Origin of the sequence: Flavimarina sp. Hel_I_48 (assembly GCF_000733945.1) — a bacterium.
GTDB lineage: Bacteria > Bacteroidota > Bacteroidia > Flavobacteriales > Flavobacteriaceae > Leeuwenhoekiella.
Window position 1 is genome coordinate 2,212,022 of record NZ_JPOL01000002.1, and the last position, 25,983, is coordinate 2,238,004.

The window sequence follows — 25,983 nt, forward strand, 5'->3', positions numbered from 1 at the left end:
CACTTTTAAATATTTAATTAATTTTTGTTCAGTTATTAAAATTTGTATTTGGCAGAGAGGCTAAAATCAATACCTCTCTTGTAGATTGACGTTGTAAAATCTCCTGCCTCTGTACCTTCTCTTACATACTCAAAATTTGGATCGAGTAAATTTTTAGCCCCAAGATTTATTTCCAGATGATCGCCAATAGCATTTCTCATAATAAAATCAAGACTTGTCACGCTTTTTTCAACGAGATTACCAATACTTCCAGAACCTAAAGCGTCAATACGATCTGCAAAATAGGAGAATACTACATTGGCGACAGGTTTGTATGTTCCGAATGTTGGAGAGTAGCTCACGTCGGCATTAAGCAAAAATGGAGAAGCTCCTTGAAGCTGATCAGTACGGTCCAGTGTAGTAGAAAAGAGTCCGTTCACGCTGCTTAGTTTCTGCTCAGTATACATATAGGTGGCATTCAAACCCATTGACATTATATTGTTCTCGTCCTGATCTGATAATAAGTTTTTTCTTAACTCCAGCTCAACCCCATAAACATTGGCTTTATCTCCAGTTCTAAAAAAGCGCTGATCTCCTGTGGCACTATTGGAGATCACTTTGTTTACCGGATCTTTAATTTCTTTGGCAAAACCAGCGATGGAAAATAACTCCCCACTTGACATGAACCACTCGTATTTTAGGTCTAAATTATAGATGTCGCTTACCGTGGTTCCTACCAACAGATCGGAATTACCACCTACTCTGGTTGTTACGTCTTCGTAAAGGAATGGTGCTACTTCTTTAAATTCTGGTAGCGATGCGGTTTTGGAGATTGAAAAACGTAAGTTCTGATCTTCGGAGAGAGCATACTTAACATTAATGCTAGGTAAGAATACATTAGTGTAGGCACTAACAGTATCTATATTTTTACGGATGTTTATCACATTGTAATTAATGGCCTGTTTAATGGATTCTACCCGAACACCAGGTACTATCAAAAACTTTCCAGCCGTGATTTCGGCATTGATATATCCCGCATGGATATCAAGGTTACCTGTATATGTATTCTCTGGTAAACCAGGAAAATTACGTTGATCTATACCCAATTCAGGACTTATACTGTTGAATACAAACGTATCATAGTTTTGGCCTAGGTTGCTAACATCAAAAAAGTCATTCAGATTATTTACGTCAGCAACGGTTACATTTACTCCTAAAATATCATATCCGTAGCGGATATTCTCAAAATAGCGTTCTTTGGTACGCCCATTATATCCAAAGTTAAATTTTAGCTTGTCTGACGCTTTATATTCAAGGTTAAGGCGACTATTGAGTTCTTCGTCCTCGATATCTTGAAAATAGCGCTGATTGTCAAAGTTGACGTTATCATAAAACGAAGCATTAGTACTTGGATCACCGTCTAGGGCGAGATTATAGTTCTCAAAACTGAATCGCTTTCTATCTGGCTGATGAGCAAATACCTTATTGTAACCCACACCCCAAGTAAGTTCAAAATTTTCACCTACCTGATCAACTCCAGATAATTGATTTACGAAGATGAGGTCTTCTTTAAATAAAATATTTTTAGTAAAAAAACCTGCGTCTTGATTGAGGAATGCATTTCTATTCCTACCATTACCATCTATCCCAAAATTCCCTACCTCATCAGAAGAGCTGTTTAGAAATAGAGAATTGAAATTAATGCGGTGTTCATTGCTTATTCGGTAAGCGAGATTTAGCATTCCCGTTGTAGTTGTTGAATATTCATATTCTTCAACGTCGCTATAACTTGTTTTTACCCGAGTCGTAAAGTCTGCAGCAGAACCTCTCCTATACTCAAAATCATTTGTAAAAGATGCTGTACCAAAAATACTTAGGCGGCTTTCTCCAAGATCAAAAGATTTTCCTCCAGAAATAGAACCATTGATGTTGATTGCTTCTCCTCCATCAACTGCATCTACAGGGTGAGAAAGTATTACTGCAAATGGATTGTTGTCGTATCTATTATAGAATCCAAAATATCCTGTACCCTCACTGCGTACGAAATTTTTGCCTGCTGCACGCGAATTGAACCCTGTGCCCAGATCAATATCCAGAAAGCCCCTGCCCTTATAATCTTTAGCAACCACATCTATGTTTCCGGCAGCAAAGTCTCCAAAGAACTTCGTTGAATATGCCTTGCTCACTGATACGTTCTGAATAATATCAGAAGGAAATAGATCCAGGTTCATATTTTTTCTGTCAATGTCATTGGACGGGAGTGAAAGACCGTTATATGTGGTGTTTAAATAGCGATCACCTAAGCCCCGCACATATACGTTGCCTGTACCTCCCGATTGTTTAGATACACCTGATATTTTTGCAATCGCCGCAGCCGCGTTGCTCACCCCTTTTCTGGCTAATTCATCGGCGCCTATGTTCTGCTGAATAGCTACCGCGTTTTTCTGCTCCAATAAGAGCGCAACTTCAGATTCTCTTGAAGTCGTAACCGTGATCAAAACCTCGTCTAGCGTTGCTGAACTGGCGCCCAATCCGGAATTTATCGTGGTCACCTTACCAGATTCTACGTTTACATTGGGTACTTCTAGGGTTTCATAACCCACAAAACTAAATACCAATGTATAAGTACCGGGATCTACATTGTCTATTTTATAAAGCCCATCAAAGTCGGTAGTCCCACCTTTTGTTGTGTTTTTGAGTTGGACGGTGGCAAATGGAAGGGGTTCCCCATTTGCCTCTTTATCGCTTAAAACGCCCACTATACTTCCTTTTTCTTGTGCACCGGCAGAAAATACCGTTGTTATTAGTAATAAAAGTATATAGATTGCTCTCATTGTGTTGTTTCAGTTTATATGGGGGCAAAGTAACGGGACGGCTGTAATGCTAATGTTACCTCAGGATTAAACTAGGGTCACCATTGCGTTAGCTTAATGTTACCATGTGGTTGAAAGATGATGTGGTTGATTCTGTTCTGTTTTTCAAAAAATGTATCTTGCGCCAAATAGAACAAAGGAGTTATGATGCACTGGGAGCAGTTACTTTCATTAAAACGCTTCGGCGATACCGCGATACGTCAACGTAAGGAACAAGATGAAACCCGTCTGGGTTTTGAAGTAGATTATGACCGCATTATATTTTCTTCGGCCTTTAGGAGCTTGCAAGATAAGACCCAGGTCATCCCGCTCAGTAAGACAGATTTTGTGCACACCCGTTTAACGCATAGTCTTGAGGTGTCTGTGGTGGGGCGTTCTTTAGGAAGGCTGGTAGGGCAAAAACTTCTCGAAAAATACCCAAATTTAGCCGAAAATGGGTACCGTTTCAGTGATTTTGGGGCAATTGTGGCTGCGGCGGCACTGGCACACGATATCGGGAATCCGCCGTTTGGCCATTCTGGCGAAAAAGCCATTGGTGCTTATTTTGAGCACGGCGAAGGCGCACGTTATAAGGATAGCCTAACGGCGAAAGAATACCAGGATCTTATCAAATTTGAAGGTAATGCCAATGGTTTTAGGATTCTCAATGAATCCAAACCGGGCGTTCCCGGCGGCATCCGACTTTCTTACGCTACTTTAGGTGCATTTACTAAATATCCCAAGGAGTCGCTACCGCATAAACCCACAAAGAATATTGCAGATAAAAAGTATGGTTTTTTTCAGAATGATAAAGACTTTTTTAAAGAGGTAGCTAGAGAATTAGGTATGAAGCCTACGGGAAGTGTAGATGATCAGGCTTTTGCCCGGCATCCACTCGCCTTTCTCGTAGAAGCTGCTGATGATATCTGCTATACGATTATCGACTTTGAGGATGGTATAAACCTGGGGCTTATCCCGGAGGAATTTGCATTGGAATATCTTATAAAGTTAGTAGGCAGTGCCATAAGTACGAAAACCTATAACCAGATGCAGGACACGGCATCCAGGCTGAGTTATTTGCGTGCCTTAGCGATCAATACACTGATCAGGGAAGCCGTCAATTTGTTTATGGCAAACGAAGAGCAGATCTTAAAAGGTGAATTTCACGTTGGTCTGCTTGAAAAAAGCAGTTTTAAAGCGCAGATTGAGGATATTATCAGTCTAAGCGTCGATAAAATCTACCAGAGCCGTGAAGTTATTGAAAAGGAGATTGCTGGTTTTGAGATCCTGACCACATTGCTACATGCACGTACAAAATGCATTGATGACGATTCCCTGCATTATAATAAACTGGTAAAAAATCTTTTTGGTTCGGCAATCATTGCTGAGCCTTCAAGTGTTTACGATGCCTTGATCGCAATCTGCGGTGAGATTTCCATGCTGACCGATAGTAAAGCGTTACTTTTTTATAAAAAAATTAAGGGATTAGATATAGAATAGAATCTTTAGATTAAATATTAAGTCTGCGGTATAAAACCTTCAATTTTTTATATGATTTGTTTAAAGTTCTGTTAAGCTGTCCGTGATTACTAAACGGTTGGTTAGTTTTGCAGAGTAGTATAGGAACAATGGCCAGAAAAAAAGAATATATAGAAGAAGAAGTGATTGAAAAGGCCATGAACCTATTTTGGAGAAATGGTTATGAAAATACTTCAATGCATATGCTGGAAAAGGAAATGGGAATCAATAAATTCTCAATTTACTCCAGTTTTGGCAATAAAAACGGTGTTTTCATCGAAAGCTTGAAATGTTACAGGCAAAAGCTAAATGCACTTATCGTCAAATTGAAAGCTTCGGGAAACGGGATTACTGGTATTCAGGAATATTTCTACGATTTTATTGAATTTACAAAAGAGACTGAATTTGGTAAGGGATGTCTGGTAACCAATACCGCTAATGAACTCCGTGAAGAAACAGATGTGAATATTAAGGATGTTCTGTCCAAATTTACCGAAGATATTAAAGCCATTTTTGCCGAATGTTTGAGACAAGACCAGAATAAGGATAAGGAGACTATCGAAGAACAGGCTGATTTTCTGTTGATCTCCATGTTTGGATTGTCGTCCGCCACACGGATATTCACTAAAAAACAACTTGATAATTATATAACAAACATTTTTAAGCACATCGCTTAATTTTTTGCCTCATTTCTAAACAATCGTTTAGAAACTTAATAATCAGAAATAATTGAACTTATGACATCATTAAAAATTCACAGTATCGAATCTGCACCTGAAGAAAGCAAGGTGTTTTTAGAAAAATCCAAGAAAGCTTACGGGATGGTTCCCGGATTGCACGGCGTGTTGGCCGGGGCTCCCCAATTACTTGAGGCCTATCAAACCTTGCACGAGCTTTTCACACAATCATCTTTTAACAAAGAGGAATTGACCGTGGTTTGGCAGGCTATAAATGTAGAGCATGCTTGTCATTATTGCGTACCTGCTCACACGGGGATTGCCAAATCTATGGGCGTTGACGATGCAATCACCGAAGCTCTGCGCAACGAGACCCCTCTGGAAAATGAGAAATTGGAAGCCCTGCGCACCATGACACTTTCAATTGTACGCAACCGCGGTAATGTTTCACAAGAAGAATTAGATGCGTTTTATGCAGCCGGTTATGAGGAACGACAGGTATTGGAGATCATTTTGGGACTTTCTCAAAAAGTGATCAGCAACTATACCAACCACATTGCGAATACCCCGGTAGATAAAGGTGCAGAGAAATACGCGTGGTCAAAAGAAAATGTTGAGAAATAGGCTGTATTTAATAATATAATTTCGAAAATAGCTTTTGCCATTTCTTTATGTTTTAATGAAGGAGCAAAAGCTATTTTAAATATTTTCAGCGCATTTTTGAGCCGTGAATGGTTCGTAATTTGCACTATACCTTACAATCGATAAATTTTCAAAAAATGAAAGATAAAATAAAGATAGATATCGTTTCTGATGTGGTTTGCCCTTGGTGTACCATAGGTTATAAGCGGCTTGAAAAAGCAATTGCGGTACTGAATATGGAAGATCAGGTCGAAATTGAATGGCAACCCTTTGAACTGAATCCCAATATGCCCGCAGAAGGTCAAAATCTTAAAGAGCATATTGCAGAAAAATACGGTTCTACGGAAGAGCAGCAGCAGGAGTCGCAGCAGCGTATGATAGATGCCGGCGAAGAACTTGGTTTTACATTTGATTATTTTGACGGAATGCGGATGGCCAATACTTTTGAGGCGCATGTCTTACTGGATTACGCCAAAGCATTCGGCAAGCAAACCGAACTAAAAATGCAGCTTACCAAAGCCTTTTTTAGCGAAAGAAAAGATGTTTCTAAAAGAGAGGTTTTAAAACAAGCGTTGCTGGATGTTGGCCTAAATGCAGAGGAAGGCTTGTCTACATTGGATAATGAAGAAGCGCGTTACCACGTAAGAACCGAGCAGAATTATTGGAAAAATTCGGGAGTGAATTCTGTGCCCACCATCGTTTTTGATCGTAAAAGTGCCGTGACCGGCGCCCAACCTGTAGATGTATTTAAACAAATACTAACTGAAATAGCCGCGGAAGCTTAACAGAAATAGAATTATTCAGTATTTGAGCTTAGTATGTATTCTGGATTTAGATTGGTTCAAATCCAGAATTGTATTTTTAGGAATGCACTTTAAGTTGGCCATTTAATCGTTCACTTGTTTATAAGTGTTTCAACTGTTCGCGCAGGATTTCTTTAATCGTATCTACATCTATTCCAGCTTCTTTTTGTAATTCATCAATACTCCCATGTTCTATAAAGCGATCGGGAATGCCCAAGATTTTGATGGAGCCTTTATAATTCTTTTCAGCCGCATATTCCGCTATTGCGGAACCGAAACCACCAATTTTTACGCCATCTTCTAAGGTGATAATAGCCTTAAATTGGTCAAAAATGGTATTTAACGCTTCAAAATCAAGTGGTTTTATAAAACCAAAATAGTAAACGGCTACTTTCTTTTCACTTTCTGAAGCAATTTTTAGTGTGCGCTCCGTAAGATTTCCGGTTACCAAAACAGCAATTTTGTTTCCATCGCGCAGTTTTTCGGCCTTGCCAATTGCGACTTCTTCAAACGGCGTTTCCCATGCTATTACATTTCCCCTTCCTCTTGGGTAGCGAATGGCGATAGGATGTTGCAAGCCTTTTTGCGCGGTAAACAGGATATTCCGAAGGGTTTCTTCATTCCGTGGAGCGTAAAGGATCATATTTGGGATACAGCGCAGATAGGCAATATCAAAAATACCGTGGTGGGTGGCACCATCTTCACCCACAAGGCCGGCACGGTCCAGACAAAAGATTACAGGTAAATTTTGTAGTGCCACATCGTGAATAAGTTGGTCATAACCGCGCTGTAAAAATGTAGAATAAATAGTACAAAAGACCGAAAAACCTTCGCTGGCCATTCCTGCCGCAAGGGTAACCGCATGTTGTTCTGCAATGCCCACATCAAACGCGCGCTCCGGGAAGCGTTGCATCATGTATTTTAAGGAACTCCCCGTGGGCATGGCAGGAGTGATACCTATTATTTTTACGTTTGTTTCGGCCAGTTCTACTAAGGTATGGCCAAAAACATCCTGATATTTGGGAGGTTGAGGTGCTGCAGGATATTGCTCTAGATCACCCGTTTTGGCATTAAATCGGCCAGGGGCGTGGTACTTTACCTGATCTGCCTCGGCTTGTTTCAGTCCTTTTCCTTTTGTGGTTATCACATGCAATAAACGCGGGCCGGTTTCATTCTTTAATTTATTCAGAACATCTAAAAGAGCGCTAAGATCATGCCCATCCACAGGGCCATAATAGCTAAAATTAAGTGCTTCAAAGCTATTTTTAGCTTCAGAATGACCATTTTTTAGCTCAAAAAGGTAGTTTTTAAAAGCGCCCACGCTGGGATCAATGCCCATCGTATTGTCATTGAGCACCACGAGTAGGTTAGCATTTGTCGCGCCGGCATGGTTGAGGGCTTCAAAGGCCATTCCGCTTGCGATGGAAGCATCGCCTATTACCGCAATATGTTGTCGGTTTTTGTCACCTTTGAGTTGGGCGCCTATCGCCATGCCCAGCGCGGCAGAAATAGAAGTGCTGGAGTGTCCAGTCCCAAAGGCGTCGTATTGGTTTTCTTCCCTACGCGGAAAACCGCTCAGACCGCCATATTGCCTATTGGTTTCAAAGATATCCCGCCGACCCGTAAGAATTTTATGCCCATACGCCTGGTGTCCCACATCCCAGATCAACTTGTCGCGTGGGGTGTAAAAAATGTAGTGGAGGGCGATAGTCAATTCCACCACACCCAGGCTTGCACCCAGATGCCCTTCTTTTACCGCAACTATGTTAATGATAAACTGGCGCAGTTCCCTGGCGAGATCATCCAGTTTTTCCGGGGGCAGTTTCCGCAAATCTGCGGGGTCATCAAGGTGTGAAAGTAAATCTGTAGACATGCTGCAAAGGTAGCCGAAGTGTACATTATTTTTTAAAATGTGGTCAAAAATCAATTACTTGCAGGTAATTAATCCGAATATACAAAGCGACGAAATTCAGTGCCATGCTACAACCTTTTGACGATACCTATTTTATGAAAAGAGCACTGCAGGAAGCGGAGATCGCCTATGAACTTGGCGAGATTCCAGTAGGTGCCGTCATAACGGTAAACAATACAATAATCGCCCGCGCGCACAATCTGACCGAACGTCTCAATGATGTCACCGCGCACGCTGAAATGCAGGCCATTACCGCTGCAGCGAACTATCTGGGAGGCAAATATCTTACCGATTGTACACTTTATATCACGCTGGAACCTTGTCAAATGTGCGCCGGTGCATTGTACTGGAGCCAGATTTCAAATATTGTGATCGCTGCGCCAGATCCTGTGCGGGGCTATCAGCATATGGGTACGCAATTGCATCCCAAAACCAGGGTACATCAGGGGATTATGGCAGATCAGGCTGCTGCTTTATTGAAACGTTTTTTCATAGAACGACGCAATCTAAATTGAATGAAAAGTCTTGTTTTATGCTGAATTTAAACGGTTTAATGCTGATTTACGCCTAAAAATGTCCTATTTATCGACTTTGGTGGTATTCGATAATAAAATGCGAAATTTACATTGACCGCAAACGATCCAAACGTCCCCTGTCATGCAAAACACAATTGCCGAACGCATTTATGATTTTTTAAAAGGATTTCCCCCATTTCAGTTTATGGATGAGAAAAACCTGCTCATCATTGCCGGTGAGGTAAAGGTCATTTATTTAGAGAAAGACAAACCCATCTTCAAGGAAAACGAAGCAAACCACGGGATGTTCTATGTGGTAAAGGACGGTGCGGTACGCATTTTCAGAATAGAAAATAAAGAACCACAGATCGTTGATATTTGCGATGAAGGTGATCTGTTTGGGTTGCGGCCGCTGATCACTAAAGAAGATTATCAATCCTCAGCTTCGGCAAACGAAGAGAGCATATTGTATGGTATTCCCATAGCTCTGTTTCTACCCATGGCGCTGGAAAATAAAAAGGTAAGCAACTTTTTGATCGCCAGTTTTGCCTCAAACGTAAGTGACCCGCGAGCACTGGAAAAAAGTGGTAAACTATTCACCGAATATTCCGTAGAGCGGGGCAGTGAGATTTTAGACCTGAAAAAAGCAAAATACACTAAAAATCCAGTCACCTGCGCACCAGAAATCTCCATTAAGGAAGCGGCAAATATCATGGTAAGCAAACATGTGGGCAGCATTGTGGTCATTAAGGACAAGAAACCCGTGGGAATGATCACTAACCAGGATCTTAGGGATAAAATCGCAACAGGAATAAACAGTATAACAGAGCCGGTTACCCAGATCATGAGCGCGCCGGTAAAATGTTTTCAAAAAGGGCCCACGGTATCCCAGGCCCAACTTATTATGCTTAAAAATGACATCAGTCATTTATGTATTACCCAGGATGGGACACCAGATACGGAGTTGCTGGGTCTTATCACGCAGCAGGATATAGTAGTTTCTTTTGCCAATAATCCCATAGTGCTCCTTAAAGAGGTAAAACGGGCGGATAAACCTAATACGCTGCGCGAAATCAAGATCAAAACCGGAGAACTACTCAAAAAATACCTGGATCAAAACCTGCCGCTTTCCCAGATCTTAAATATCCTCAATGAGATAAACTATGCGATCACCGTACGCGCGATCGAGATTTCCCTAAAAAAGATGGAAACACCGGCACCGTGCAAATTTGCCTGGCTGGCACTGGGCAGTCAGGGGAGAAAGGAACAGACACTTACCACAGATCAGGACAACGCGATCGTATTTGAGGACGTGCCCGCTGCAGATTATGAGGTAACCCAGGAATATTTTCTGGAGCTGGCGCGCCATGTTACACGCACATTGCATAAAGTGGGCTACGCGTATTGTACGGCAGATATGATGGCCAGCAACCCGCGCTGGTGCCAATCCCTAAGTGAGTGGCAATCCCAGTTTACCCAATGGATCACAAACCCCAGTCCAGAAAGTTTGTTGTTGTCTGCTATTTTCTTTGATTATAGTTATGTTTATGGAGATACGCCACTGGTCACTACGCTGTCTGACCAAATTTTTGAAGTTTTGGACGGCAATACTTTCTTTTATCGCCATATGGCAAGGGACGCAACCAAGAGTCCGGCGTTGCTAGGATTCTTCCGTCAATTTCTGGTGGAGGAAAGCGGGGAGCACAAAGACTTTTTTGATATCAAGCAACGCGCATTGATGCCGCTTATAGATGCTGCACGCGTATTGAGCCTGCACCATAAACTACGCAATATCAACAATACCGCGGGACGTTTTGAACGTCTTGCAGAACTGGAAGAAAATAATAAGGAAGTTTATGAAAGCTGTAGCTATGCGTTTAAGGCACTTTTAAAATTCAGGACAAAACAGGGCTTGCTTCATGACGATTCTGGTCGTTTTATAGAACTTGCCAGTTTAAATAAAGCCGAAAAGCTGAAATTAAAAAGATGTTTTAGGCCTATACGGGATATTCAGGAAATACTTACCGTGCGCTATCAGTTAAAATAGTTTTCTTTAAAAAGACGTAAGATTTAAGACATTTGAAGTAGAATGGCTCGATAATTTTTAATTTTGTCCTAAGTCCTAAGTCCTAAGTCCTAAGTCCTAAGTCCTAAGTCCTAAGTCCTAAGTCCTAAGTCCTAAGTCTGGTTTTCTCAAATTAGATAAACGTATTGCTAGTTAGAAAAATCACCCTATAACCTCAAAAAGTATGATAAAACTGCCATTTTTTGACCTTTTTAATAGAAAATTGAAAAACGCTCCTGCTTTCTATAAAGACTATGCTGCTGCTTTTCAGGCAAAAAAGGTTAAGAATGCGCCACTTCATTCCCTTCGTTTTGTGGTTTTTGATACGGAAACAACCGGTCTGGATGTTCGCAATGATCGTATGCTCAGTATAGGCGCGATAGGAATTGAGGGAAATGTGATAAATGTGAGGGATACTTATGAATATTATATCCATCAGGAGAAGTTTAAGGCTGAAACCGTTCCCGTACACGGTATTCTAAAACAGGGTAAACAAAAGCAAATTTCGGAAGAAGATGCGGTAAAAGGATTTCTTAAATTTATAGGCAACAGCGTTTTGGTAGGTCATCATGTGGGTTTTGACCTGGCCATTATCAATTACGCATTAAAACGCCTGGGCGCGCCAAAACTTAAGAACAAAGCGCTGGATACAGGGATACTTTATAAAAAAACCATTCATCAGGTCAATATTCTCAATAAGGATAAGCAGTATAGTCTTGATGAACTTTGCGCAGATCTCAAAATAGAAAAAGCCGACAGGCACAAGGCAGCAGGTGATGCCTTTATCACAGCACTTGCATTTCTAAAGATAAGAGGTAGGCTTGACGTAAAAGGGCAACTGACCTATAAACATTTAACAAGGGGGTAAAATTTTTGAAGACAATGCGTTGTAGGAAATAGCTTTTTTTGCCTAAATTCAGGGTGATTTTGACTAATTTGTGGTGTTTCTTGAAGAAAATGCTTTTAATAACCGCTGCTTGGCATCATTCGTTTTCAAAAAAGGTTCTTCTTTTTCCTCCCTAAGTTGTTTTATTTTCGCAGAAAAAGGAACGCGATCCTCAGTAATCAAACGATTGAGTTGGTTATCAAAGCACGTATAGAGCATCTTGTTTAAAGGGGTTTTTATCCCCAGATCGTTAAAACGTGCAATAAGTTTTTTACTGGTAGATAAAAATAACTGGGGATGCCCGGAGAGACTTTCCACTGCATGGTCAAAAAAATCAAGGACAGCAGTCCCATTCCTTTCTTCCATACTTAAGGAATTTTTTTTATCACTTTTGTCCGTTTGGAAAAACCATAAATGCTTTGATATAAAGGAGGCTTTACTGGTGGTTGATAAATAGTACACATCAAGCCCCAGACGCGTACCTATTAAAAAAACATTTTCCCCAAGGGCACGCGTCAGGAAATTCAGAAAAGCGTATTCTTCACTGGGCAAAAGTAACTTTTTGCCCGTGTAGCCCCGATTTCTAAATCTTACCGATTGCAATTCCTTTATGGGTGCCTCAATCATTTTTCGAATATATTGACGATATCTTTAAGTCCCTGCATTTTTGCATGATCTACAGCTTTAAGTCCCCTGGAGTCCTTTAGTTCAGGATCAGCTCCATTTTGAAGCAGCAATTGTATAATATCTTTTTGGTTGAATGTAGCCGCATAGATCAACGCTGTAGCGCCATTGAAGTTTTGCACATTAACGTCTGCTCCTTTTTGAATGAGCATTTTAGCAATTTCTGGATAGCCTTTAAAACATACGCCCATAAGTGCGGTGTTTCCAGAAGCATCTTTAGCATTAATGGTACCTTCCCGTTGCATTAAAACTTCGGCAATAGTCATATGGCCATAATAGGTTGCCAGGAGCAGGGGTGTAGAGCCACGCGCATCCTTTTCATGAATAAGCTCTGGGTTTTCATTTAAAAGTGATTCTACCTGAGCGGTCTCTCCTATGCGTATAGCGTCGAATAATTGATCTGTTTTCATAATTTTAAAAGTAGCATAAAATATATTAAATACGTCATGCGTGGTATCACTTTAGTCTATTTGGTCATTGTCTAATTTAAGAAAGATACTCTTAATTTTGAGTTGGCAGTACCAATAAACTTCCAATTTTCACTTCGGAATACCTATTTTAGCCTGCAAAAGCCCAATTATTTATGAAAATTCATCTTTTAGGAATATTACTGTTTGTTTTTTACGCTGGCGTTTACGCTCAGGAAAGCTATTTTCCAGAATCTGGACCCAATTGGGAAAAGCATTCCGCTAAAGAAGCGGGCATAACTGCCAAAGATCTTCAGGAAGCCATTGATTTTGCCGAAGCAAATGAGTATACCGGTTCTCGGGATTTGCGACAAGCTATTCTCGAAGGTTTTGAACATGAACCCTTTCACGATATACAAGGACCAACAAAAAAACGGGGAGGCCCGGCCGGGATGATTATCAAAAATGGTTATCTGGTTGCGTCCTGGGGCGATACGCATCGCGTTGATATGACCTTTAGTGTTACAAAAAGTTTTCTTTCTACGGTTGCCGGTCTTGCCGTGGATGAGCAGATTATAGGATCAGTCAATGATTCGGTTTCCAGCTATGTATGGGATGGAACTTTTGACGGCGAGCACAACGCTGGGGTAAGTTGGAAGCATCTATTACAGCAAAATTCTGACTGGAGCGGTTCGCTCTGGGGCAGTGCAGACTGGGCAGACCGGCCACCAAAAGAGGGCGGACTGGACGATTGGCGCTATAGGGAACTAAACAAACCGGGAACTGTTTTTGAATACAATGATGTGCGCGTAAACGTGTTGGCCTACGCCCTTACCAATGTATGGCGCAAACCTTTGCCTGTGATCTTGAAAGAAAAAATTATGGACCCTATTGGCGCTTCTACCACCTGGCGCTGGTACGGTTATGATGATGCTTTTACCATAATAGATGGTCTAAATATGCAATCGGTCACAGGTGGTGGCCATTCTGGTGGGGGAATGTTTATTAGCACGGAAGATATGGCGCGCTTTGGCCTATTGTTTTTAAATAATGGTAACTGGAAAGGTAAACAGCTTCTTTCCGAAAGATGGATAAAGGAGGCCATTCAACCTTCCCGGCCCAATGTGAATTATGGCTATATGTGGTGGATAAACAAACAAGGTCCTCGTCACTGGGAAGGCGTTTCAGAAGATATTTATTATGCGGCAGGTTTTGGCGGTAATTTTATTGTTGTTGATAAAGCAAACGATCTGGTGGTGGTATTGCGCTGGTTAGAGCCATCAAAAATTGAAAATTTTATGCAATTATTAGGCAAAGCGCTATAAACCGCAAGCTAATCTTTAGGCGCTACAGGATTAAAAAGCATGTTAAATGCGAACTGTCAGAGGACAGGTTTTTTTAAATTTGATTTAAAATTAAAGACAATGAGTTCAAATATAGAAGCCTGGTTAGAGAAAGATACTCTGGCCTCAAATGTAAGTAGGGGATTAATTTCTGGTGTATTGGGAGGTCTTGCTGGCACTATGGTAAAAGTGGCCATTGAGCAGGTTTTGCCCGTTAGAAGACCTGATACAAAATCTGCACAATTAAAAATGGTAGATGAACTTTCGGTAGTGGTGACCGGTGAACCCATAAGTGCGAATAATAAAGAGCTGGCAGAGCAATTTGTAAATTTCCCCTTTGGGGCAAGTATAGGCGCGACCTACGGCTATGGCAAGCGTGACGATATGGAAACAAGTCTTTTTGATGGCGCAATGCTGGGCGCCAGCACTTGGGTGGGTACACATGAAACCTCTTTGCCCATGCTGGGTTTAAAAGAAAAACCAGAAGATATCCCGATGAAACTTCAGGCGAACGAACTTATAGCGCATGTAGCCTTTGGCCTTACTGCAGAAGTAGTGCGTGCATTTGTTGCCAGAAAGTTGAGGGAGTAAAATTTTTGGTGTTGACCAAATCAATTTAGCTTTAGGTTTGAGAAGCTGTGCAGTAAAAATTATCTTTGCGCATATAGCATAGATAATGATACAGAAAAACATACAATATATACTGGGCCAGGAGCCCAGACAACAGGAACTTGAAATTAAGGGATGGGTACGCTCGTTTAGGGCAAATCGATTTATAGCCCTTAATGATGGTTCTACAATAAATAACCTGCAGTGCGTAGTAGATTTTGAGCAGACAGATGACGCGTTGCTCAAGCGTATTACGGTGGGCGCCGCTATTGCGGTAAAAGGCAATCTGGTAGAAAGCCAGGGCGGCGGACAGGCAGTTGAGGTCGCGGCTATCGAAATTACAATCCTGGGCGATGCTGATCCCGAAGAAGTAAAACGCACCATTTTACAGCCTAAAAGGCACAGTCTTGAGAAATTGAGGGAGCAGGCTCATTTACGCGTGCGCACAAACACTTTTGGTGCGGTGATGCGTTTGCGCTCTAAACTTTCTTACGCCATTCACCATTATTTTCAGGAAAACGGTTACTTTAATGTACATACGCCGGTAATTACCGGGAGTGATGCAGAAGGTGCTGGCGAAATGTTTAAGGTAACCGCGATGGATCTAAAAAATCCCCATAAAAATGAGGATGGAACTGTGGATTTCAAGAAGGATTTCTTCGGAAAAGAGACAAATTTGACAGTTTCTGGTCAGCTGGAAGCAGAGACTTTTGCCATGGGTCTGGGCAAGGTGTATACTTTTGGCCCAACATTTAGGGCAGAAAATAGTAATACTTCACGTCATTTGGCCGAATTCTGGATGATAGAACCAGAAATGGCGTTTTGTGATCTTGACGGAAATATGGATCTCGCGGAAGATTTTATTCAGTTTGTAATTAAATACGCATTGGAGCACTGTCAGGACGATCTTGAATTTCTGGAACAGCGCTTAATAGATGAAGATAAGTCAAAGCCCGCGGCAGAACGCGCGCCCATGAAGTTGCGTGAAAAGCTGAGCTTTGTACTTGAAAACAACTTTAAAAGGGTAAGTTATACCGAGGCCATTGACATCCTTAAAAATTCCAAACCAAACAAGAAAAAACAATTTAAGTACCCCATCGAGGAATGGGGAGCTGATCTACAGAGCGAACATGAGCGCTACCTGGTAGAAAAACATTTTAAATGTCCGGTAATTTTGTTTGACTATCCTGCAAAAATAAAGGCGTTTTACATGCGTCTCAATGATGATCAAAAAACGGTGCGGGCGATGGACATTTTATTTCCCGGTATAGGTGAGATCGTAGGAGGTTCTCAACGGGAAGAGCGCCTGGAAGTGCTACAGGAGAAAATGAAAGCCCTTGATATTTCTGAAAAGGAATTATGGTGGTATCTTGATACCCGTAGATTTGGTACTTGTGTACACAGTGGCTTTGGTCTTGGTTTTGAACGTCTGGTATTGTTTGTTACCGGTATGAGCAATATACGTGACGTGATCCCATATCCCAGGTTTCCACAAAATGCAGAATTTTAAACTGAAATAGGTTTTTTATCGTATATCGGTGTGGTATATGAGTAGGAAGATAGCCACGTATTTTAATGCTTAAAAGCTTTCTTACCCGTTAACCGCTACAGCACATGTAAATTTTAGTGCTTATTTGTCTATTTTTGTATTATTATAGCTGATTTATGCTCAAACAACAATTAAACTTCAAGCTTTCCCAGAAGCTCTCGCCGCAGCAGATCCAGTTGATGAAACTGATTCAATTGCCTACTCAGGCATTTGAACAGCGCGTAAAGCAGGAGTTAGAGGAAAACCCCGCACTTGATTCCGGCAAAGAGGAAGCAAATGACGAATTTGAAGAGTTTGATAATACAGATCAGGAAGAGCAGGATTCTGAATCTATAGAAACCGAGATTAACGTAGATGATTATTTATCTGATGATGAGATACCCAGTTATCGCTTAAATGCAAGCAATTACAGTGCAGATGATGAGGACAAGCAGATCCCCTATGCTTCTGGTACTTCTTTCACACAATACCTACAAGGCCAGCTAAATACATTTCGGCTTGATGAAGAGGAGCTGCAAATCGCTAAATTTTTAATAGGTAGTGTTGATGAGAGCGGTTATTTAAGACGTTCTATGGCAGATATTGTAGATGATATGGCTTTTACCCAAAACATCTATACTTCGGTTGATAAAATAGAGCGCATATTGATGCTTGTTCAAACCCTTGATCCCGCAGGAGTAGGTGCACGCGGATTAGAAGAGTGTCTTTTGATTCAATTAAAGCGCAGGGAGGCTACAGAGTCTGTTAGTCTTGCAATTGATATCCTGGAGAATGCGTTTGACCATTTCACAAAAAAGCATTACGCCAAACTAATTTCCAAATTCAATATCACCGAAGATCAGCTGCGCAATGCTATTGAAGAAATAGAACATCTTAACCCTAAACCTGGAAGTTCCTATAGCAGTAATTCCCGTATTGTGGAACACGTTGTCCCAGATTTTACCATTCGCATTGCAGATGGGGAACTTGACTTAAGCCTGAATGGCAGGAACGCGCCGCAAATGCACGTTTCAAGGGAATACAGTGATATGCTAAAAGGGTATAAAGCTTCTAAAGAGAAAAGCAAATCGCAAAAAGACGCGGTTATGTTTATTAAGCAAAAGCTAGATTCGGCAAAATGGTTCATTGAGGCTATAAAACAGCGCCAGCAGACTCTTTTTGTTACCATGAGCGCGATCATGAACTATCAGGAAGAATATTTTCTAACCGGGGATGAACGTAACCTGCGCCCCATGATCCTCAAAGATATTGCAGAGGAGATCGATATGGACGTTTCTACGGTTTCGCGTGTAGCCAACAGTAAATATGTGGATACACCCTACGGAACTAAACTGATAAAAGTTTTTTTTAGTGAAAGTATGACCAATGATCAGGGAGAAGAAGTGTCTACCCGCGAGATCAAAAAAATACTGGAAATTACCATTCAGGAAGAAAACAAGCGTAAACCGCTTACCGATGATAAACTCGCTAAGATTTTGAAAGAAAAGGGCTATCCCATAGCAAGAAGAACTGTGGCAAAATATAGGGAGCAACTAGATGTTCCCGTAGCGCGTTTGCGCAAAGAAATATAAAAAGAACTTACTTTTGTAGGGCATTAGTTGATTTAAATCAGAATCTTACGTTAATAATGAAATACTTTTTGAGGTCTTTTTCGTACGTATTTCATCCTATATTTATGCCTCTTCTGGGCACTGTCCTTTATTTTAAGATTACCCCTAAATTCATCCCGGAGAGCTTTTTGTATGCCAAATTAATGGCAATTTCTATTCTCACGATTATAGTACCAAGTTTGTTTTATTTTATGCTCCGTAATTTGGGGAGGATAGATAGTATTTTTGTTGAAAATATAAAACAACGCAGGACTCCTTTATTCTTTCAGGTAATACTTACAGGAATCGTTCTTTTTATAGTTGTAAAGGGATATGAATTTCCTGAGCTTTATTACTTTTTCCTGGGAATACTTGTTTCAGCTATTATTGCCTTTTTAGCGTCGCTGCTGCGTTATAAATTAAGTCTGCACATGGTAGGTATTGCAGGAGTTCTTTTCTTTATAATAGCGCTTAGTATGCATTATGGCAGCAATCTTCTTATGGCTATTGGAGTACTCTTTTTTATTACGGGTGCGATTGCTTCCTCCAGATTAGAGCAGAAAGCACATTCATCTTCTGAATTATTTATGGGAATGGTAATAGGTGCGCTGCCTCAATTAGGATTATTGTTTTTCTTATAGAATGTAGAAAATCAAGCCTAATTTAAAGGCATTTAGTTCGATAGTCTGATTTTCTACCGTATACGCATTTTTAAAAAAGGGTTCAAGGCTATAATAAAAGTAGAAATTAAAGCTGGCATAGCCAAAGGCAAATGTCGCACCCACCCTGTAGCGCTCCAGTTCGGGAATGTCTGTTTGTATAACTTGATTGCCCGGTTGTTCAAAATTTGCCTTATACGCATAGATATAGCCTAGTTGAAGCCCTGAATAGATTCTCCAAAAATTATACGTGTCTGCTGTTGAGGTGCGCCATCGAAATTGCAGCGGTACTTCAATTTGATACGTAGAAAGCCAATTTTTATTATAATCCAGACCTGGGCCTAAAACCTGAAAAACAGTCTCTTCATTTTCCAGCTCACCTATAAAAAGATTCTCATTATAAGTATTCATTGAAAGTCCGGCACCTAATCCTATAGATAAATTGCGTCTCTTATTGATTGGCATATCGCGTATATAACCAAAATGAAGACCGCCGCTAAAACCATTCTGAGATATGCCATCAGGTTTGTCAACGAGCAGATTGAAGGTAATCGCTAGATAAAACTGATCTTCCCGGTATTTGTTGTCAATAACGGAATCTTTTATAGTTTGCTGGCTGTACACCGGGGCCAACGAACACATAAACAAAATCAACAGATACGTAAATTTCATGCTATAAAGATACTTTAGATGTAGGTAACGAAGGTATTGTATAGACTAAATAAATTTCAGAAACTTTATTTGAAAATATGGCACAAAAAAAACGCTCTGATAGGAGCGTTTTTAAATTTTTGAAACTTTTTAAATTAGTTATTGGCTTCAACGGCATTACCGTTTTTAGTCACATAATTAATTTTAAGTGCATCTACATCTCTCAGATGTTGTTTTATGTCTGAAACTAGGCCCATATTCGTATCACCATCTACTTTAAGCGCAGTGGTAAGTAATGGTAAAAGTTCTTCTCGCTTTGTAGCTCTCTCCTCGTAAATAAAACCTGGGATATCATTAACATCAGCTAATTTATCGTTCAGTTGTATTTTTGCTTCGGTTCCATAGGTACTTTGATACCTAGGGCTTGGCTTACCAGCGTAAACATACATGATAAGATCTTTTTTATCAAGTTTTTCAATCTGATTGGCTGTAGGCAAATTGTTATTTATTTTCAAAGTGGTTTCTCGCATTGTTGTAGCAACCATAAAGAAAAAAAGTAACATAAAAACAATATCGGGTAGTGAAGCCGTATTTACTGCCGGCAGGTCACCACTTTTCTTTTTTGCAAATTTAGCCATATTGATATTTTGTTAGATTAATTACTTTTAGGTTCAGCCTCAGAAAGTTTTTCAGGAAACATTTCCCTAATTCTCTCTAATTTAGGCCTTAGCTTATCTTTCGTGCTTGACGAAGTTCCAGGATCATTGTACGTGTTCTCCATTTCTGTAAATGCGACATTATACATTTTCATAGATTCTCTATCACGCAGCTGATTGTAAGCAGCTACAAGCTCGTTTTGTACCGAAATATACCGTTTGTACGATGTACCTCTATTATTAACCAGGGATATGATTGCCGTGGTAGGGTTCACAGATGAACTTTCATCCTTAGCCCCCTGGCAGTAATTACAAGCATCATCACCTGTTCCAGCGCCGTTGTCCAAAAATTCTACAGCGGCGGCACGTAAATCTTTTAAATCCATTGATTCTTCTTCAACAAGAAGATCATCATTGGCATTTACATTTACCACAAATAAATTACGCTGTTTAATAATAGGTGGTGGCGGTTGGTTCTCGTCTAATTTAGGAGGCAGCTTACGGCTAATACCGCTATCTGTCTCAATTGTCGTCGTTACCAGAAAGAAGATAAGCAATAAGAAGGCAATATCTGCCATCGATCCTGCATTCACCTCTGGTGCATCTCTCTTTGCCATAGTATTGTTATTTAGCTAATTTTTTAACGCCGGAAAAGACCATAGCGCCAATCGCAAGTATTGCTAGGATATAGAATGCATAAATACCAGTCTCAACCCATCGTGATCCCGATGCCGATAACACTTCGCCATCCTGCATTGGGGTCTCCTGACCTGAAGCCAACACATAGGATATGACAATTACCGCGGCAAATGCGCCCAAACCTATTAATGTACTCTTTAAACTATTAGCATTGCTGAAAAGGTTCTTAAGGACAAAGACCACTACGAACACCAGGGCTATTGCAAAAATTATGTATGCAATATAAATAAATGGTGTAACAAGAGAACTTTGTAAATCATTAGAATCTGCAATTGCTGTATCGCCGGCCAAGATGATCCTCACAAGCCAGACAGCCGCAAGAATACTTATTATGATCGAAACGATTTTTAAGATTTTATGTAACATAAGTATAAATTGTATAAAAGATTGATATTACTTTCTGATAGTAGGATTCTTGTAACGTACAAGCATGTCAATCAAAGTAATAGAAGCATCTTCCATATCGTTTACAATACTATCAATCTTAGCGATAATATAATTATAGAAAATCTGAAGGATAATTGCCACGATAAGACCGAATACAGTCGTCAAAAGTGCAACTTTAATACCACCCGCAACAAGTGAAGGCTGCATGTCCCCTGCTGCTTCAATACGGTCAAATGCCTCAATCATACCAAGTACGGTACCCATGAAACCAAGCATAGGAGCAAGAGCGATAAATAAGGATACCCAAGAAACGTTTTTCTCAAGTTGGCCCATTTGAACACCACCGTAAGCTACAACAGCCTTTTCAGCAGCATCAACGCCTTCGTCAACACGGTCTAAACCTTGGTAATAAATAGATGCAACCGGTCCGCTTGTGTTTCTGCAAACTTCTTTAGCTGCTTCCACACCGCCACTGTTTAATGCATCTTCTACATCCTGCGCTAATTTTTTTGTATTAGTTGTAGCAAGATTAAGGAATATGATACGTTCTATAGCAATTGCAAGACCTAAGATCAAACATAAGAGTACAATACCCATAAATGCTGGTCCACCTTCAATAAAACGTTTTTTAAGCGTTTGTGTAAAAGAAAGATCCTCTTCAGTATCGGCTGCCATTTCCTGGTCAGCTTGCTCATCTTGTACCGCTGTGATTACGGCAGAATTAGTTAAAGTTAATGCAGCAGTATTTGCCTGCATCGAAAAATTGCCCACTGCCATAACAGCTGCGATTGTTAAGATTGAAAATAGTCTTTTCATTGCTTTTGATCTTAAAATTTGGTTAGTAAAGTGATAAAGATATAAAAATAATTGTTTAAAAATAAAATTAGCAGAGAGGAAGGGATTCGAACCCTCGATACGCTTTTGGCGTATACACGCTTTCCAGGCGTGCGCCTTCGACCGCTCGGCCACCTCTCTCAATAACAAAACCCAAAAAAGGCATAAGGTCCTTTCACTGAATTAGGGATAAGCAAATAACGAAAAAAAAACCGTTCTCAAAAACGTGAAGAGAATAAAATATTTTAAATATTAGCACATTTCCCCACGAATTGATGTTTCAAATATAGTTTTAAAGACTTGTTTTCCCAAATCCTGACCCAAGAGATACATCATCTTTGCAATCGCCGCTTCGGTTGTTATATCCTTGCCAGAGATCACTCCAAGTTGCCCCAATTGTGTACTCGTCTCATAGTTACCCATTTGCACAACTCCGGAAAGGCATTGTGTTACATTGACCACTGGAATATCCCTGTCTATACAATTTTTTAAAAGTTTTAAAAACCAGGGTTGTGTACTGGCATTTCCATTTCCAAATGTCTTTAAAATCACTCCCGAAAATTTTGTTTTCGTGAGCATTTGTGTTAATAATTCCTCATTTAAGCCCGGAAAAAGATGAATAACCAAAATATCGGTGATCATTTTTTCATGAACTATAAGTTTTTTACGCCTATAGGGACGCAGATTTTGATCTGCAATCGTAAGATTTACCCCAGAAGTGGCAAGTGGAATACAATTAGGAGAGGCAAAAGCTTCAAAATGTTCTGCACTTGCCTTAGTTGTCCTATTGCCACGATATAGTTTGTATTCAAAGTAAAGGCATACTTCGGTAATATAAGGACGTCCATTTTTGCGTAGGGAGGCCAATTGTGCCGCGGTAATCAGATTTTCTTTTGCATCTGTGCGTAAGTCGCCTATGGGCAATTGTGAGCCGGTAAGTATTACCGGTTTTGAAAGGTTTTCAAGCATAAAACTAAGGGCAGAGGCTGTGTAGCTCATGGTGTCACTGCCATGAAGAACTACGAATCCATTATGGTCTGCATAGTTTTCATTGATAATGTTACAGATGTCAACCCAATTTGTAGGTTGCATATTTGAGCTATCGATAGGTTGCTCCAGCGAAATAGTTGAAATATCGCAATCAAGCAACTTTAGTTCAGGGATCTGATTTAAAAGTTGGTCAAAATTGAAATTCTTTAGGGCACCGGTTTCAAAATCCTTAACCATACCTATAGTACCACCAGTATAGATAAGGAGTATAGAGCTCTTTTTGCTCATTTCTAAAATTTTTCCTTATTGATTACAGGGTTGGCGTACATAAGTAAGAAACTTTCGCGGGCAACTTCTGTTTCGGTAGTTATCCTTCGTTCTATACGTCGTTCAAAAGAACGCTTGTCCCTTTCTGTATAGGCGTGTTCATATTTTGTGGTATTGTTGTAAAGGTCGTAAGCCACAAGATTAGAAGGCCATAATTTATAAATACCATAGATACAGCGGTCTATTTCCTGGGCAAGTTCTTGTAGCTTATCATTATCAGAAATGGGTTTTGCGTCTATGGTGTCAAAAATTGAATCATCAAGGCTGCCAAGGCTTATATGAACACGTTTTTTGCTGCCCAGGGCACCGCGCATGATACTATTAAAATCCTCATTGCTGCTCTTTACATATTCTACATCTTCACTTTTTGCTATGAGTTCAGGGACCTTGAGAATATCTGTGGGATCAAATTCATAAGAAATCGCCACAGGTACGATTCGCATTTTTTTCAAACAGGTCATTACTGAATCTTGGCCACGATTCATTGCAAGCATTTTCAAAACACCCTGCTGGGTCCTGTCGTTACCATCTTTTGTGCGGCCTTCGCGTTGCGCCATCCATATAGATTGCTTTTCACTTAACAGCGTCTGTATATAAATAGACAGTTTTTTTGAACTGGCAAGCATTTCACGTGGTGATAGGCTGCGGCGAACGAGAAAGTTGCGGTTGAGCTTTGAAAGCGTCAACAAAAAGGATTTTTTGACAAGATTGTCACCTATGGCAGACGCGGTCATGATTTGCTCATGATTTAGTAAGGCAAAATTGATAAAGGAAGTATCCAGGATAATATCCCTGTGATTAGAAAGATAGAGATAGGACTGTGTTCTGTCAAGGTTGTCAAACCCTGATGTGGAAAAGCCTTCCGTACTTTTCTCTATTACTTTTGCCACGGAATAATAGATCACATAGTTCTGAAAATCTTCAATGGAATGGCATTTTTCTAAAATTTCCAGAATTCCCTTTTCATCTTTATCTGGAAAAGTGAATTGTAACAGAGCCCGAAACATGGGGTGCCTGGCGTACTCCATAATGGCGCCATTTACCTCTGGTGCATCGTAAAACCGGATGTCATCGAAAGTTTGCAATAGTTTGTGTTTAATCGATTAGCTATTTATTGGGTAAAAGAACAAAATAATTTGATTTATAGGCAAAAAAACCTGCTTTTTACATGTTTTAGCTCATTTTTAGATTAGGATTTAAAATATTTCGATCAATTATACGGAAGATTTTTATACTTAAATATGCATTACCTGGAGTAGGCCCATCATGTCTAAATATTTCAGGGCTACTTTGTAACTGCCTTAATCCGTATTCAGGTCAAAAATTTGAAGGGTGTTGGCACTTGTTATTTTGGCGACTTCCTCTAGTGGTATGTTATAAATGTGCGCTATTTTTTGTGCTATTTTTAGGAGATAGGCACTTTCATTTCTCTTCCCACGATAGGGGGCAGGCGCGAGGTAGGGGGCATCTGTTTCAAGTATAATTTCTTGAATGGGTATTTCTTTTAAGAACTGATCTATTTTCCCGTTCTTGAAAGTAGCTACACCACCTATGCCCAGTTTTAAATTAAAACTTAGCGCCTTTTTTGCTTGTTCGAGTGTGCCGGTAAAACAGTGAAACGCACCATACAGGTCGTCGTCATGTTCGCTTTCTAAAACCTCAAATGTTTCTTCAAAAGCATCTCTGCAGTGAATTACGATGGGAAGCTTATTCTTTTTCGCCCATTGGATCTGGGTTTTAAATGCTTCCTTTTGAATGTTTAGTGTTGACTTGTCCCAGTAGAGGTCAATCCCTATTTCGCCAACGGCCGTAAAACTTTTTTCCCCGAGCCTATCTGCAACATGTTTGAGTTCACTCTTATAGGTATCCTCTTTCACCTGAGTGGGATGAAGCCCGGTCATTAGGTGCATTTGTTTAGGATATTCAGATTTGAGACGATCCATTTCAGGGGTGTGGGTAGAATCTATTGCGGGCAGGACAAAATTCAATATTCCAAGATCATTTGCCCGTTTTATTACGGCATCACGGTCCTGGTCAAATTCTTCTTTATATAAATGAGTATGTGTGTCTATAAAATGCATGGGCTAAATGTAACCAATGGGAGCCCGTTGTTACAAACTTTAATAAACATTTAATGGAGAGAAGAGCCGTTAAAATCTAAGTTTGTTTGCAATCAATAAAACCAATAGATGTCTTTACGCCAATTTCTAGAACAGAAGGATTATGAACGTATCAAGTTAAATACTACACAAACGGGTCATTATAAGTTTTGTCTTTTCCTTAATAATGTAAAAGGCACGTTTATATTAGATACCGGCGCTTCAAATACCTGCGTTGACCTTAATGCCATAGATCAGTATAATCTATTTGCCATTGATAGCGATATCAAAGCCGCAGGAGCTGGTGCCATTAATATGATGACTCAGATTTCTTCAGATAATACCATAAAAATAAATAAGTGGAAATGTACTGGCGTGGATATAGTCCTGTTTGATCTCTCACATGTAAATACGGCGCTAATAGATCATGAGATTGCTGCCGTTGATGGTATTATGGGTGCAGATATACTCAATCTGGGTAAAGCTATCATTGATTACGACAAAAACTGTTTGTATTTAAAAAGGTTAAAATAAAAATTCGAACAGCTCAATTATCGGTCGAAATGCATATATTTAAAGATAAAGTGAAATTAAGTGTTAAATTAAACTAAATATTTATTATATTGCGGTCTGTTAATTTGATAAACCCCA

The 25,983-nt window shown here is 40.1% G+C and carries 25 protein-coding genes and 1 tRNA gene; 13 read left to right on the top strand and 13 right to left on the bottom strand.

The window, feature by feature from the left end; all coding sequences use genetic code 11:
* Positions 1-35 precede the first annotated feature (35 nt).
* Complete coding sequence (locus tag P162_RS09820) at positions 36-2,813, bottom strand: TonB-dependent receptor (protein WP_031427184.1); 2,778 nt, start codon at positions 2,811-2,813, stop codon at positions 36-38.
* A gap of 186 nt (positions 2,814-2,999) precedes the next feature.
* On the opposite strand from P162_RS09820, the gene dgt reads away from it, so the two are divergent.
* The 4 genes from dgt (at position 3,000) to P162_RS09840 (ending at position 6,453) form a co-directional block, all read left to right on the top strand.
* Positions 3,000-4,331, top strand: coding sequence for a dGTP triphosphohydrolase (gene dgt, locus P162_RS09825; protein ID WP_031427186.1), 1,332 nt, complete (start codon positions 3,000-3,002; stop codon positions 4,329-4,331).
* 107 nt (positions 4,332-4,438) lie between these two features.
* A complete protein-coding gene (locus P162_RS09830; protein ID WP_316931599.1) occupies positions 4,439-5,026 on the top strand; it encodes a TetR/AcrR family transcriptional regulator in 588 nt (195 codons plus the stop codon).
* Positions 5,027-5,086: 60 nt separating this feature from the next.
* The gene (locus P162_RS09835) at positions 5,087-5,650 is read left to right on the top strand and encodes a carboxymuconolactone decarboxylase family protein (protein ID WP_031427188.1); all 564 of its coding nucleotides are present in this window, start codon (positions 5,087-5,089) and stop codon (positions 5,648-5,650) included.
* Between the two features lie 155 nt (positions 5,651-5,805).
* A complete protein-coding gene (locus tag P162_RS09840; RefSeq protein WP_031427190.1) occupies positions 5,806-6,453 on the top strand; it encodes a DsbA family oxidoreductase in 648 nt (215 codons plus the stop codon).
* 118 nt (positions 6,454-6,571) lie between these two features.
* Here P162_RS09840 and P162_RS09845 read toward each other — a convergent pair whose 3' ends face one another.
* On the bottom strand, positions 6,572-8,344 hold the full coding sequence (locus P162_RS09845) for a 1-deoxy-D-xylulose-5-phosphate synthase (RefSeq protein WP_031427191.1): 1,773 nt from the start codon (positions 8,342-8,344) through the stop codon (positions 6,572-6,574).
* Between the two features lie 104 nt (positions 8,345-8,448).
* Here P162_RS09845 and P162_RS09850 point away from each other — a divergent pair, with 104 nt between their 5' ends.
* The 3 genes from P162_RS09850 to P162_RS09860 all read left to right on the top strand — a co-directional run bounded on the left by P162_RS09850 (position 8,449) and on the right by P162_RS09860 (position 11,831).
* A complete protein-coding gene (locus tag P162_RS09850) occupies positions 8,449-8,898 on the top strand; it encodes a nucleoside deaminase (protein WP_031427192.1) in 450 nt (149 codons plus the stop codon).
* Positions 8,899-9,040: 142 nt separating this feature from the next.
* The gene (locus tag P162_RS09855; protein ID WP_031427193.1) at positions 9,041-10,945 is read left to right on the top strand and encodes a DUF294 nucleotidyltransferase-like domain-containing protein; all 1,905 of its coding nucleotides are present in this window, start codon (positions 9,041-9,043) and stop codon (positions 10,943-10,945) included.
* A 202-nt stretch (positions 10,946-11,147) separates the two neighbouring features.
* A complete protein-coding gene (locus tag P162_RS09860; RefSeq protein ID WP_051907851.1) occupies positions 11,148-11,831 on the top strand; it encodes a PolC-type DNA polymerase III in 684 nt (227 codons plus the stop codon).
* A 63-nt stretch (positions 11,832-11,894) separates the two neighbouring features.
* Here P162_RS09860 and P162_RS09865 read toward each other — a convergent pair whose 3' ends face one another.
* On the bottom strand, positions 11,895-12,476 hold the full coding sequence (locus P162_RS09865; RefSeq protein WP_031427195.1) for a hypothetical protein: 582 nt from the start codon (positions 12,474-12,476) through the stop codon (positions 11,895-11,897).
* Positions 12,473-12,943, bottom strand: a complete 471-nt coding sequence (locus P162_RS09870; RefSeq protein ID WP_031427196.1) for an ankyrin repeat domain-containing protein — start codon at positions 12,941-12,943, stop codon at positions 12,473-12,475. The genes P162_RS09865 and P162_RS09870 overlap by 4 nt, the downstream gene beginning before the upstream one ends.
* Before the next feature lie 173 nt (positions 12,944-13,116).
* Between P162_RS09870 and P162_RS09875 the strand changes: the two genes are divergently transcribed.
* The 5 genes from P162_RS09875 to P162_RS09895 all read left to right on the top strand — a co-directional run bounded on the left by P162_RS09875 (position 13,117) and on the right by P162_RS09895 (position 18,671).
* On the top strand, positions 13,117-14,265 hold the full coding sequence (locus P162_RS09875; protein WP_031427198.1) for a serine hydrolase domain-containing protein: 1,149 nt from the start codon (positions 13,117-13,119) through the stop codon (positions 14,263-14,265).
* Between the two features lie 99 nt (positions 14,266-14,364).
* On the top strand, positions 14,365-14,874 hold the full coding sequence (locus P162_RS09880; protein WP_031427199.1) for a DUF1440 domain-containing protein: 510 nt from the start codon (positions 14,365-14,367) through the stop codon (positions 14,872-14,874).
* An 85-nt stretch (positions 14,875-14,959) separates the two neighbouring features.
* Positions 14,960-16,402, top strand: coding sequence for an asparagine--tRNA ligase (asnS, locus tag P162_RS09885; RefSeq protein WP_031427200.1), 1,443 nt, complete (start codon positions 14,960-14,962; stop codon positions 16,400-16,402).
* A gap of 155 nt (positions 16,403-16,557) precedes the next feature.
* On the top strand, positions 16,558-18,012 hold the full coding sequence (gene rpoN / locus P162_RS09890) for an RNA polymerase factor sigma-54 (protein WP_031427201.1): 1,455 nt from the start codon (positions 16,558-16,560) through the stop codon (positions 18,010-18,012).
* A 182-nt stretch (positions 18,013-18,194) separates the two neighbouring features.
* A complete protein-coding gene (locus P162_RS09895; RefSeq protein ID WP_241077755.1) occupies positions 18,195-18,671 on the top strand; it encodes a hypothetical protein in 477 nt (158 codons plus the stop codon).
* Here the strand turns inward: P162_RS09895 and P162_RS09900 are convergent.
* The 9 genes from P162_RS09900 to P162_RS09940 all read right to left on the bottom strand — a co-directional run bounded on the left by P162_RS09900 (position 18,666) and on the right by P162_RS09940 (position 25,314).
* The gene (locus tag P162_RS09900) at positions 18,666-19,361 is read right to left on the bottom strand and encodes a porin family protein (protein ID WP_051907852.1); all 696 of its coding nucleotides are present in this window, start codon (positions 19,359-19,361) and stop codon (positions 18,666-18,668) included. The genes P162_RS09895 and P162_RS09900 overlap by 6 nt on opposite strands.
* Before the next feature lie 134 nt (positions 19,362-19,495).
* A complete protein-coding gene (locus tag P162_RS09905) occupies positions 19,496-19,978 on the bottom strand; it encodes an ExbD/TolR family protein (protein WP_031427204.1) in 483 nt (160 codons plus the stop codon).
* Positions 19,979-19,995: 17 nt separating this feature from the next.
* Positions 19,996-20,613 (bottom strand): ExbD/TolR family protein, encoded by a 618-nt coding sequence (locus P162_RS09910; protein ID WP_031427205.1) that lies wholly within the window; start codon positions 20,611-20,613, stop codon positions 19,996-19,998.
* A 7-nt stretch (positions 20,614-20,620) separates the two neighbouring features.
* On the bottom strand, positions 20,621-21,061 hold the full coding sequence (locus tag P162_RS09915; protein WP_031427206.1) for a hypothetical protein: 441 nt from the start codon (positions 21,059-21,061) through the stop codon (positions 20,621-20,623).
* Positions 21,062-21,088: 27 nt separating this feature from the next.
* Complete coding sequence (locus P162_RS09920) at positions 21,089-21,898, bottom strand: MotA/TolQ/ExbB proton channel family protein (RefSeq protein WP_031427208.1); 810 nt, start codon at positions 21,896-21,898, stop codon at positions 21,089-21,091.
* A gap of 71 nt (positions 21,899-21,969) precedes the next feature.
* Positions 21,970-22,057, bottom strand: a tRNA-Ser gene (locus tag P162_RS09925).
* Positions 22,058-22,168: 111 nt separating this feature from the next.
* Entirely contained in the window at positions 22,169-23,194 is a 1,026-nt protein-coding gene (locus P162_RS09930) for an asparaginase (RefSeq protein ID WP_031427209.1), read from the bottom strand.
* A gap of 2 nt (positions 23,195-23,196) precedes the next feature.
* On the bottom strand, positions 23,197-24,318 hold the full coding sequence (locus P162_RS09935) for a 1-acyl-sn-glycerol-3-phosphate acyltransferase (protein ID WP_031427211.1): 1,122 nt from the start codon (positions 24,316-24,318) through the stop codon (positions 23,197-23,199).
* Between the two features lie 216 nt (positions 24,319-24,534).
* Positions 24,535-25,314: a TatD family hydrolase gene (locus P162_RS09940; protein ID WP_031427213.1), complete on the bottom strand. Its 780-nt coding sequence runs from the start codon at positions 25,312-25,314 to the stop codon at positions 24,535-24,537.
* Positions 25,315-25,422: 108 nt separating this feature from the next.
* Between P162_RS09940 and P162_RS09945 the strand changes: the two genes are divergently transcribed.
* Positions 25,423-25,866 (top strand): retropepsin-like aspartic protease, encoded by a 444-nt coding sequence (locus P162_RS09945; RefSeq protein ID WP_031427215.1) that lies wholly within the window; start codon positions 25,423-25,425, stop codon positions 25,864-25,866.
* Positions 25,867-25,983 lie beyond the last annotated feature (117 nt).